7 protein-coding genes are annotated in these 12085 nt (G+C 65.3%); 5 read left to right on the top strand and 2 right to left on the bottom strand.

Going from position 1 to position 12085, the window contains the following annotated elements; genetic code table 11:
- The first annotated feature begins 56 nt into the window (after positions 1–56).
- The 4 genes from P2G62_RS02020 (at position 57) to P2G62_RS02005 (ending at position 8185) form a co-directional block, all read left to right on the top strand.
- The gene (locus P2G62_RS02020; protein WP_275733178.1) at positions 57–2204 is read left to right on the top strand and encodes a hypothetical protein; all 2148 of its coding nucleotides are present in this window, start codon (positions 57–59) and stop codon (positions 2202–2204) included.
- Positions 2205–2319: 115 nt separating this feature from the next.
- Complete coding sequence (locus P2G62_RS02015; protein WP_275733177.1) at positions 2320–4521, top strand: hypothetical protein; 2202 nt, start codon at positions 2320–2322, stop codon at positions 4519–4521.
- Positions 4522–4881: 360 nt separating this feature from the next.
- Positions 4882–6846 carry a type I secretion system permease/ATPase gene (locus P2G62_RS02010; RefSeq protein WP_275733176.1) on the top strand — a complete coding sequence of 655 codons (1965 nt, stop codon included), beginning with the start codon at positions 4882–4884 and terminating at the stop codon, positions 6844–6846.
- A gap of 10 nt (positions 6847–6856) precedes the next feature.
- Positions 6857–8185, top strand: a complete 1329-nt coding sequence (locus P2G62_RS02005; protein ID WP_275733175.1) for an HlyD family type I secretion periplasmic adaptor subunit — start codon at positions 6857–6859, stop codon at positions 8183–8185.
- Positions 8186–8266: 81 nt separating this feature from the next.
- Here P2G62_RS02005 and P2G62_RS02000 read toward each other — a convergent pair whose 3' ends face one another.
- Positions 8267–8626, bottom strand: coding sequence for a DUF5368 domain-containing protein (locus P2G62_RS02000; protein ID WP_275733174.1), 360 nt, complete (start codon positions 8624–8626; stop codon positions 8267–8269).
- Between the two features lie 10 nt (positions 8627–8636).
- The gene (locus tag P2G62_RS01995) at positions 8637–9995 is read right to left on the bottom strand and encodes an FAD/NAD(P)-binding oxidoreductase (protein WP_275733173.1); all 1359 of its coding nucleotides are present in this window, start codon (positions 9993–9995) and stop codon (positions 8637–8639) included.
- 551 nt (positions 9996–10546) lie between these two features.
- Between P2G62_RS01995 and P2G62_RS01990 the strand changes: the two genes are divergently transcribed.
- Positions 10547–12079, top strand: coding sequence for an acyl-CoA carboxylase subunit beta (locus P2G62_RS01990; RefSeq protein ID WP_275733172.1), 1533 nt, complete (start codon positions 10547–10549; stop codon positions 12077–12079).
- Positions 12080–12085: the final 6 nt, after the last annotated feature.

The raw sequence follows: 12085 nt of genomic DNA, 5'->3' as shown, positions 1-12085 counted from the left end.
ATGCCGCTTTGGAGATGACTGGCGGTGCTCGGGGCAGCAAACCGAGGAGAGAAGCCATGTCCCGCAGAGGTCACAGCGGCACCAATCAGGTGATGTTCGACGATCTGGAAGTGGAAGAGGTCGACATTGATGTCGATGCCGAGATCGAGATCGAAAAGGCCGATATCGACATCGACAATCAGCAGCAGCAACAGCATGCCGACGCAGATGCGGATGCCGATGCAGACGCCAACGCCGGTGCGGTCGCGAATTCCGAGGTGAAGGTCGATACCGACACCGACACCCGGACCGAAACCGATCAGAACCAGCAGCAACAGCAACACCAGCAGCAGCAAAACAGCAATGGCGGGGATGACAGCAACGCCAATTCCAACGATGTCGATGTGAACATCGATTTCGGGGGCGGCGAATGGATTCCCCGCGATGACGACAATATTGACATTGACCTGTCGGACCATGCCTCGATCGGCGAATTCTACGGCGCCGGGCGTGACATCGAGACCGGCAATGACCAGTCGCTGAGCAATATCCTGAACAATTCGTTGACGGGTGGCGGCATGGCGACGGGCGTGGTCAACGCGCAAAACGCCAGCCTCTATGACGATGACACGCTCTATGATCCCAGCGTCAGCAACAATGCCGCGTTCAACTTCGATGGCACGGCGGCGGGCGGTCATGCCACCTCGGCTGACGGGATCAACACCAGCTCCAGCGGCGGTGCTGGCGGCGGCGAAGGCGCGGCCAATGGCGGTGTGGCCTGGGGGGGCGCGGCGCTTGGCGGCTTTGCGGCGGGCGGTGATGGCGAAGGCGACGAAGGCGGCAATGCCGAAACCGAAACCGGCAGCGGCGGCGATGCGGCGGTGAACTCTGCCGCGCTGGGTCTGGGCCTGAGCCAGGCCGATCTGGACAATGAAACCACCGGCGGGCGCGGCGGCGATGCCGACGCCGATACCGATATCGACACCCATGTCGAGGATGAATCCTCGACCACGGGCCAAAGCGGCAGTGGCGGTGATGCGGGGGCCGTGGGTCTTGGTCTGGGCCTGTCGGGGGCCGCGTCCGAAGCCGAGGCCGAGGATGCCACGGGTGGCGATGCCGGTGCCCTGGCGTTGGGTCTTGGCGTGGGCGCCAATGGTGCGACGGCCGAAGCCGAAGATGCCAATGGCGGCGATTCCTCGGCAGAGGGTCTGGGCCTTGGCCTGGGGCTCGGGGCGTCGGGCGCCGGGGCCGAGGGCGGTGACGGCGGCGATTCCGGTGCGCTGGGACTGGGTGGCGGTCTGGGCGCCGCGGAAAGCGATGCCGATGCCAAGAGCGGCGGCGCCAGCGGCCCGATGGGCATGATGATGTCCGGGCTCGGCATGCCGCATGGCGGCAGTGACAGCGGCGGCGGCAGCGTGGCCTCCTCCGAGGCGACCGGGACCGGCACGGGCCAGGGCATCGGTTCCTCTCAGGGCGGTGACGGCGGTGCGGCGGGGGCCGAATCCGGCGATGTCGGCGCGGTTGGCACGGGCCAGGGCATCGGGTCGTCGCAGGGCGGCAATGGCGGCAGCAATGACGCCTATGCGGCCAATCAGGGCGACGGCACCGGCCAGGCCAGCACCGGCACCACGCAGGGCGGCATGGGCGTCAACCAGGCCAGCTCGGGGGCGCAATCCGCCGCGGATGGCCACGGGGGTGCCGACAGCGATGCCGGTGATGGCGGGATCACCTACCTCTTTGCCGATCACGACATCGACGGCAGCGCCGAGGGGATGGCGCAGGCGATTTCGGGCTATGGCACGGGGGGCTATTCCGAAAACGCCGCCAACAGCAGTGCCGATGGGTCGGGCATGTCGAGCGCGATGCTGGGCAGCACCGGGGATGGCGGCGCGGGCTATGCCCATGGCGGCAATGGCGGCTATGGCTATGGCGGCGACGGCGTGATCGGCGACAGCACCGGCGGCAGCGCCTATGGCGGGGCTGCGGGCGATGTGTTCAACGGTGACGGCGGGGCCGGGGGCAGCGCCGGTGTCTGGGGCTCGCATAACGGTGACGATGGCTATGTCACCGGGGAATCCCATGCCTCCGCATCGGCGACGCTGGATCTGGCGGCGTTCAACCAGAACATCGTCATGGGCGCCAATGTGCTGGGTAATACCGTCGACATGACCGTGGTCGGTGGCAACCACAGCACCACGCTGATCGGCGATGACGACATGAGCTGAACCTGAACCGATACGGCGGGCCCCTGACGGGGCCCGTCTGGCTGCTTTTCGTCAGAAAACAGCCCCGCCTGAACCGCAGGCACCGGGGGGGCAGACGCATCGGGGGGCGCGTCTCATGGCATTTGATCACATCACTGAAACTGTCGCGCATTTCATCGGCGCGTTCCAGATGGACACCGAAGCCGCGCGCCTGCGCGAGGCGTATGACAGTTTTCGCGGCCATCCGGCCGCGCCCGATACCACCTTCGATCCGGTGCAGGTGCGCATCCATATCACCTCGCCCTATGATCTGGAGGATTTCGACCCCAAGCTGCGGCTTGCCTTGCCGGTGGCCGCGCCAGGCCAGCCCGAGCCGTGGGCCTGGCAGATCGCGCCGCCCGCGCATGTTCAGGTCGCATCCCCGGAAATGCGGCATTCCGATCAGTTCGACGTGCCCGCGGCCCCGGCGCGCGGCGCCGATGTCCACTGGACGATCCCGCTGCCGCCCGAGCTGCTGACGGTCACGATCCAGGTGTTGTATCTGTCGGACAATGACCTGCTTTCGTTTCGCGGCGGCACAGAGTTCATCGCCCCCGAAGATCTGACCGCGCGGCTGCACGACTATGCGCAGCAGGCGACCGTTCTGGGCGGCGATCTGTCCGGTCTTATCTCGCAGATGCTGCCCGATGCGGGCCCGCCCGGCGCGTCCGAGGCGCTGAGCTTTGCGCAGGCCATCACCGCACTGCCAGCAGATCAGGGCGAGGGGGGGCTGATCCGGCTGGCGCCCGGCGTGGCATCGGACACCGATGCGACCGACCGGCTGTATGTCAACGGGCAGCATGCCGAAGCGATGCCCGAGCATCGCGATTATCTGCCCGCCCCGATCGCCGCGCGGATCGACCCGCCCGAAATCAGCGAGGCCGACACCGAGGCGCCGCATGCGGGGTCCGCCAGCGCCTATGCCGTGCCTGCGGGCCATCATCTGAGCACCGGCGGCAATCTGACCGTGAACGAGGCCTATATTGCCGTAAATGGCGTGGATGCCGATGTGATCCTGGTCGGCGGCGATCTGGTGCAGATAGATGTGATCAATCAGGTCAATCTGGTCTATCTGACCGACGCAACCGGGGGCGCCGACGCTTTGGTCGCGGGCCATCTGGTCGCCCGCAGCCCTGTGGATGCCGTCCTGTCCGGGGGGGCGCAGGTCGGTGTGGCGCAGGCGCAAGACGATCTGTCGGGCGTGACCGGCAGCGATACGACAGGGGCCACAGAGGCCGCCGACAGCGGGGCCGGGGCCTTCCATGTGCCGGGCATGGCCCGTGCCTTCAACGCGGCGCAGATCGACCCCGCGCTGATCCTGCCGCCCGGCCCGGACGGCACCGACGATCCCGCGGCCTCTCCTGCGCAAGAGGGCCCGCTTCAGCTGCCCGCCTATTGGCAGGTCGAGCGGATCGAAGGCGATGTGGTGTTCGAAAACCGCATCGAGCAGCATATCTTCGCCAGCGACCATGACCGGGTCGAGGCCGTGTTCACCGCTTCGGCCAGCCAGATCAGCACCGGCGACAACACGCTGTCGAACTTCACCACGATCGAGGCGCTGTCGATGCATTACGATCTGATCATCGTCGGCGGCAGCTACATCACGCTGAACGTGATCGAGCAGATGAATGTGCTGTTCGATGTCGACCAGATCATCGGTCTGCCCGATGGCGGCGCGCTGGGCTGGGGGGATGATCTGTTGCTCAACAGCGCCGAGATCCTGCACGGCAGCCGCGATACGTTGCAGGCGCTGCAGGACAATTTCGCCAAGCTGCTCGACACCATGGCGGCGGGCGCGGGCACCCTGTCGGCGGCGGTTGCGCAGGATCCGTTGTTTGCGGGGCATGGCACGCTGTCTGCTTTGTATATCTCGGGGGATCTGATCGAGACAAACATCGTCCGGCAATTTTCCTATCTGGGTGACGTCGATCAGATCGCTTTGGCCGAAGGGGCCGCGATGGCGTCGGCAGTCCTCGCGGGCATGCAGATTGATACCGGCGAGAATGCGATGCTGAACGCCGCGTCGATCAACGATTTGGGCATCGATTCCACGGTGATGGCGGCGGGGCAGGTCTATTCGGACGCCCTGATCCATCAGGCAGGGTTGATCGACGATCAGATGCCGGGGCTGGACGGGCTGGCGGGGCCGGGCTCTGCCCTGGCCAGCGAGGCGGTGGCCTTTCTTGCGCCCGAGATGATGGAGCATGGCCCCCCCGATGATCCGCAGGGCGGGGCCGCCTTGGCAGATCTGGCGGCGCAGACCGCCCCGCAGGACGGGCTGCATCTGCTGACGGCCTGAACACCGCGCGGCAGGGCGGCCCGCCGGGCGCCGCCGCCACACCAGACCGCCGCAAGGCGGCGCACAGGGAGAGACAAGGTGAAGGACCATACCGACGCCAGCAATGCACCCCCGCGGGCACCGCAAAGCGACCTCACCGCGAGCGCAGGCCCGGTCCCGCCGGAGCCGTGCCCTGCGCCCGCCACAGCAAACCCGTCGCCCATGTATGCCCCCATGGCGGCGGAGGTGCCGAACCTGCAACAACCTGCGCTGTCTCGTGCGGCGCGGATGACGGCAGCGGCACAGCCAGCCCGGGCTGCTTCTGCCGCAGCGGAAATGGCCCGGGCTGCGCGCGCGGACGCGCCGGACGCACCGGCCGGCATGCCGCCCCAGTCCCGCGCCGAGGCCCTGCGCGAAGCCGCAGATCTGCGCGGCCCGAACCCCGGCGGCACACCGCTTGCCCCGCCGATTGAACAGGACCGCGGCCCGCGCCTGCGCACCGAGGATGGCGCCAAACCGCCGCGCAGGCCCGGCCAAGGCCCCGAAGACGGCGGCGGGGGCGGCGGGTCGAACGGTGGCGCCACCTTCCACCGTCGTCTGGGCCCGGAAGATTATAGCGGCGCGATGAAGCGGGGCATCCGCGCGGTGCGGGTCAACCTGGGCCTTGTCTTCACCATGACGCTGGCCACCAATATCCTGATCCTTGCGATCCCGATCTATCTGTTCCAGATCTCTGACCGGGTGATGACCAGCCGCTCTGTCGATACGCTGATCATGCTGACGCTCGTGATCGTCGGCGCGGTGGTCTTGCAGGCAGCACTGGATGCGATCCGCCGCTTCATCCTGATGCGCAGCGCGGTCGAGCTGGCCGCGCAGCTGGGCGCGCCGATCCTGTCGGCGGCCGCGCATGCCTCGCTGGCGGGCAATGGCCGCGAATATCAGACGCTGGGCGATCTGCAGCAATTGCGCGGGTTCCTGACCTCGGGGACCTTGCTGTCCTTTCTGGATGTGCCCTTCGCACCGCTGTTCATGCTGGCAATCTTCCTGGTGCATCCCGATCAGGGCATGATCGTGGTGGTCACCGGCCTTGCGCTGGCGCTGATCGCGCTGATCAACCAGAAGGTCACGCATGAACCCTTTGCTCGTGCCACCGCCGCGCAAAGCCGCGCCAATCTGCATCTGGATTCGATGACCCGCAACAGTCAGGTGATCAACGCGATGGCGATGATCCCCGAGGCGGTCGAGATCTGGGGCCGCGACACCGCGCAATCGCTGCGCGCGCAGGTGCTGGCGCAGGATCGCAACATCGTTTCCGCTTCGGTGTCGCGCGGGGTGCGCCTGCTGGCGCAGGTCTGCATGCTGGGCTGGGGGGCGCATCTGGCGCTGGCGGGGGAAATCACCGGTGGCATGGTCATCGCCTCGTCGATCATCGCGGGCAAGGCGCTGGCGCCGATCGAGGGCGCGATCGAGGGCTGGCATGTGTTCTTGCTGACCCGCGCTGCCCATGGCCGCATCCAGCGGTTGCTGCAAGGCTCCCGGCTGCAGTTCGAACGGCTCTGGCTGCCGCGCCCCGAAGGTCGGCTGGATGTCGAGCGGCTGCTCTATGTCCCCGGCGGCACGAAACAGGTGGTGCTCAACGGCATTTCCTTTTCGCTGAACCCCGGCGAGGCGCTGGCGGTGATCGGCAATTCGGGCGCTGGCAAGACGACACTGGGCAAGATGCTGGTGGGATCGGTGCTGCCGACCTCGGGCAATGTGCGGCTGGATCTGATGGATCTGCGCAATTGGGACCCGCGCCAACTGGGCGAGAACATCGGCTATCTGCCGCAGGACGTGCAGCTGTTTCCGGGCACGATCAAGGAAAACATTGGCCGGATGCGCCGCACCGCCAAGGACGAAGACATCTATCGCGCCGCCGTGCTGGCCGATGTGCATGACATGATCGCGCAACTGCCGCAGGGCTATGAAACGATGGTGGCCGCCGATGGCGCGCCGCTGTCGGGGGGGCAGAAACAGCGCATCGCGCTGGCGCGGGCGTTCTTTGGCAATCCGCGGTTTCTGGTGCTGGACGAGCCGAATTCCAATCTGGATGTGGCGGGCGACAAGGCGCTGGCGCGCGCGATCGAACATGCCCGCGCCAATGGCATCACCACCGTGGTCATCACGCAAAAACCCGCGCTGCTGAACTCGGTGGACAAGATCATGCTGCTGGCCAATGGCAGCGTCGCGCTGTTTGGCGCCCGCGATGTGGTGCTGGAACGGCTGGCCGGGCAGGCCGGGGGCGCGGGCGATGCCGCCGGGCTGGACAAGGGCCCGGGCGGTCAGCTGCCGCGGCGCGATACATAGGGGGCGGGTGATGACAACGGTCGATCCGGTGGAATGGTATGCCGATGTCCCGCGCCGCGTGTGGGGCCATGCGGTCCTGGGGTTTGCGCTGATGGTTCTGGCCTTTGGCGGGTTCGGCATCTGGGCGTTCCGCGCCCCTCTGGCGGCAGCGGTGATGGCGCAGGGCAGTTTTGTCGCCACCGGCCAGAACAAGGTGATGCAGCATCTGGAAGGCGGGATCATCGCCGAAATTCTGGTTCGCGAGGGCGAGACGGTCAGCGCCGGACAGCCGATCGTGCGGCTGGATGGCACCCTTGCCAGCGCCACCAAACGCGAGCTGGACGTGCGCCGCGCGCGGCTGGAGGCAACCGAGGCGCGGCTTCTGGCCGAACATCGGGGCGCCGACAGGTTGCTGTTTCCCGCCAGCCTGACCGATAAGGCCGCCGATCTGGAAATCGCGTCGATCATGGAAGGTCAGCGCAAGGGGTTTGAGGTCGCGCGCTCGGCCCTTGCCAATGATCTGGCGCTGATCGGTCGCAATATCGAGGCGCTGGAGGCGCGCAGGCAGGGCTATGCGCTGCAGCGTCAGTCACTGGCCGCACAGGCCGCGATCCTGTCCGAGGAACTAGGCAATAAGCAGGGTCTGCTCGACAAGGGCATCGTCTCGCGCGACACGATTTCGGCGCTGCGCCGGGCGCTGCTGGATGCGCAGGGGCAGGGCGCCCGACTGGAGGCCGAGGTGCAGGAGATCGACAGCATGCGCGCGCGCTATCAGACCCAGATCGAGCGCACGCTGGATGAACACCGGCAAGCGGCGCTGAGCGAATTGCAGGGTATACAGGCCGAACTGGAAAGCGTGCGTGAACAACTGAACAAGGCGGAAAACGTCTTGTCGCGCACCGAACTGCTGGCGCCGGTCGCCGGGACGGTCGTGCGGCTTTACTATCATACCGCGGGCGGGGTGATCGAACCGGGGCGCGCGGTGGCCGAAATCCTGCCCGCGGATGCGCCGCTGATCGTGGAAACGCTGATCTCGCGCTCGGATATCGACAGTGTTCAGGTCGGGCAGGAGGCCACGATCAAGCTCAACGGTTTGAACCAGCGCACGACGCCGGTGCTGTCGGGGCGGGTGGATTATGTCTCGGCGGATGCGGTGGCGACCGGCGAGCCGGCCTCGGGACGCGAGGCCTATGTCGTGCGCGCCTCCTTGACCCGCGACGAGTTGCGCCGGGTGCGGCATTTCACGCCCAAGCCCGGTATGCCGGTGGAAATCATGATCCGCACCGAAACCCGCAGCTTCGCGCAGTATATTGCCAAGCCGGTCATCGACAGCATGTCGCGCGCCTTCCGCGAGCAATGACGCAGGGCGGACGACGGCGCAACGGAAACGGCGGGCTGAGTGGGGGCAGCCTGCCGTTGCCCGGACAGTCTTGCAATCGGCTCAGTCGGTGTCGCGGGGTTTGCCCGCGATAAGCGCCTGCGCGGTATAGACCAGGATCGCAGTTCCGATTGCGCCCGTTCCCGCCACGCCCAACAGGACGATCCAATCAATCGGCCCGCCTATGTCGGACAGGCCGGAATGGGTGACCCATTGCACGAAAAGCACCGCCGCGATGCCGCCCACCGGCATGAAAAGTTGCGCGGCCAGAAATTTGCGTGCCGACAGATGCCGGTCGCGGATCAGCACATAGAGATAGGCGATCGTCACCACTGCGGCGACGGCGACCATCGTCCAGAACAGGCCCCGCCCGAAGATCTCTTCAAAGACCGCGACCAAGGTTTCCAGCGTCAGTTGTTGCATGATCCTCTCCTCAGGCCTTGCCGCGCAGCATCGCATTATAGGTGGGTTTGAGCGCAATTTCCTTCATCAGCCAGGAAATCCACAGCTCCTCGAGCGGCGCGATCACCCCGGGGAAGGAGGGGGTGAGGTTGTTCTTGTAGTCGAACTCCACCAGCATCGCGCGCCCGATCTTGGTGATCATCGGGCAGGAGGTGTAGCCGTTGTAAACCGCCGTGCCCTCGCGCCCGGCGATGTCGGCGACAAGGTGATCCTCGACCACGGGGATCTGCCATTTCACGCTCGCTGCGGTCTTGCCCTTGGGCACGCCGTTGATGTCGCCCACGCCAAAGACATTGGGATAGCGCAGATGGCGCAGGCTGCCCTGATCGACCTCGATCCAGCCCTGATCGACCCATTTGTCGGCCCAGCTCAGCCCCGAGTCGCGCACGACCTGGGGGGCGCGCTGCGGCGGGATCACATTGGTGAAGTCAAAGGCGATGGCTTCGGTGCGCGCGCCGGTCACCGTAACGGTGCCATCAGGATTGAGCACACGGCTTTCGGGGATGCGGTAATAGGCGGTGCGCGCCTCGGCGTCGATCCCGGTCAGGACATGGTTCCAGCGCGTGTCAAAGCCGCGATCCCCGAACAGGAGTTTGACCTTCTCATTCACCACCGGCACCGAGAAGAGCGTGTCGTTATGCGCCGCATAGATGATTTGCGAGGCATCGCGCGTGCCTTTGCGGCGCAGATAGTCGTCGGTGATGAAGGTGTATTTGAGCGGGGCGCCCGCGCATTTCATCTCGGTCGCCGGGCGGCCAAACAGGCCCACGCCGCCCTTCGCGGTGAACGCGTCCATCGCGCGCCAGGTGGCTTCTGCATAGTCGGGGCCCGCATAGACCGCGCCGATCCCGTTGCTGCCCACCTGATCCAGTGAAAAGCCTTCGATCGCGTTCCAGTCCAGGGTAAGCCCGGTCGCGAGGATCAGATAGTCATAAGGGAGCTTGTCGCCGCCCGCAGTGGTGATGACCTGCGCCTCGGGGTCGATGTTGGCGGCGTACTCCTGGACCCAGTTCACGCCTTTGGGCAGCCAGTCGCCTGTGCCCGAAACCGAATAGGCGGCGGGTTTCAAACCCGAGGCGATCAGCGTGAAACCGGGTTGGTACCAATGGTCTTTGCGGCCATCCACGATGGTTATTTCAGCACCGTCCAGGCGCTCGACCAGGCGGTTGGCCATCCCGGCACCTGCGGCGCCAGCGCCGAGAATGACGATTTTCGCTTTTGTAGAAATGGGTTGGGCCTGGCTCTGGGTCGCTAGACTGAGCACCGCCGCACCGCCTGCCAAGCCCAAAAACCCGCGCCGGGACGGGCGGAAATCCTTCAGGTAGGACATGGTTCTGATCTCCTCATCACATTCACGATTTGGAATACCATGGTATGCAGCGCAAGGCGACCTGCCAAAGGTGACAATAAGACATATATTAACGGGCAAATTGTCGCGCTTGTGTCAGGTGTTCTGATTTTCCCGGCCGACCAATAATCGCGCGACCTGTTTCGCGGGGTGTGTATCGCCCCGGTGAAATCCTGATCAGGATCAGCCGCGGATCTGAATGCCTCGACAGGTGCGCGCATGGCATTCGTGGCATCCCCCGGAAGATATGGGGCAGGTTCAGGCTTTGCCGCCAACGGTTCCGGCCGCGGCGCATCGGTCAACGCGTGGCTGAGCCTCGGAATTGGGTCGCCGAAACCGCCGTTTGGGGCTACAATTGCGCCTCAGATCGCAACCTTGAAGCCCGCCATCGGACGGATTGCGTTTTCGAAGGCTGGTTTGCTGATTTGCAATTTGCGGCGCGGCGCCTGTCAATATTTTGCAAATTTACGGAAATCCGCTTTGTAACATTGTTGCGCGCGTATAGTGTGCGCCAAACCGTCGGAGGGGACCCCATGAAAGATATCCTGAATCAGCTCGAAGAGCGCCGCGCCGAGGCCCGTCTGGGCGGTGGTCAGCGCCGTATCGAGGCCCAGCACAAGAAGGGTAAACTGACCGCGCGCGAACGCATCGAGCTGCTGCTCGACGAGGGCTCGTTCGAGGAATTCGACATGTTCGTGGCGCATCGCTGCACCGAATTCGGCATGCAGGCCGAGCGCCCGGCGGGCGACGGCGTGGTGACCGGCTGGGGCACCGTGAACGGCCGCATGGTCTATGTCTTCAGCCAGGATTTCACCGTTTTCGGCGGTTCGCTGTCTGAAACCCATGCGCAAAAGATCTGCAAGATCATGGACATGGCCATGCAGAATGGCGCGCCGGTCATCGGTATGAACGATTCCGGCGGCGCGCGCATTCAGGAAGGCGTGGCCTCGCTCGCAGGCTATGCCGAGGTGTTCCAGCGCAACATCATGGCGTCGGGCGTGGTGCCGCAGATCAGCCTGATCATGGGCCCCTGCGCCGGTGGTGCGGTCTATTCCCCGGCGATGACCGACTTCATCTTCATGGTAAAAGATTCGTCTTACATGTTTGTGACGGGCCCCGATGTGGTGAAGACCGTCACCAATGAAATCGTCACCGCCGAGGAACTGGGCGGGGCCTCGACTCACACCCGGAAGTCCTCGGTTGCGGATGGCGCCTATGAAAACGACGTCGAGGCGATCGCCGAAACGCGCCGCCTGATCGACTTCCTGCCGCTGTCGAATCGTGAAAAGGCGCCGGTCCGGCCGTTCTTCGACGATGTGGCGCGGGTCGAGGAAAGCCTCGATACGCTGATCCCGTCGAACCCGAACCAGCCCTACGACATGAAGGAACTGATCACGAAGATCGCCGATGAGGGCGATTTCTTCGAGATCCAGAAGGATTACGCGGGCAACATCATCACCGGCTTCATCCGCATGGAAGGCCAGACGGTGGGTGTGGTCGCCAACCAGCCGATGGTTCTGGCAGGCTGTCTGGACATCGACTCGAGCCGCAAGGCCGCGCGCTTCGTGCGCTTCTGCGATGCGTTCGAAATCCCGATCCTGACGCTGGTCGACGTGCCCGGCTTCCTGCCCGGCACCGGCCAGGAATACGGCGGCGTCATCAAGCACGGCGCGAAGCTGCTGTTCGCCTATGGCGAGGCGACCGTGCCGAAGGTTACCGTCATCACCCGCAAGGCCTATGGCGGCGCCTATGACGTTATGGCGTCCAAGCACCTGCGCGGCGATTTCAACTATGCCTGGCCCACGGCGGAAATCGCGGTGATGGGCGCCAAGGGCGCGGTCGAGATCCTGTATCGCAGCGAGTTGGGCGAACCCGAGAAGATCGCGGCGCGCACCAAGGATTACGAGGGCCGCTTCGCCAACCCCTTCGTGGCGGCGGAAAAAGGCTTCATCGACGAGGTGATCATGCCGCATTCGACCCGTCGCCGGGTGGCGCGTGCCTTTGCTTCGCTGCGCAGCAAGAAACTGTCGAACCCCTGGAAAAAGCACGACAACATTCCGCTCTGAGGGGCG

It is taken from the genome of Paenirhodobacter sp. CAU 1674, from assembly GCF_029222945.1.
Classification (GTDB): Bacteria; Pseudomonadota; Alphaproteobacteria; order Rhodobacterales; family Rhodobacteraceae; genus Rhodobacter.
This window is presented reverse-complemented; position numbering and strand designations above follow the sequence as displayed.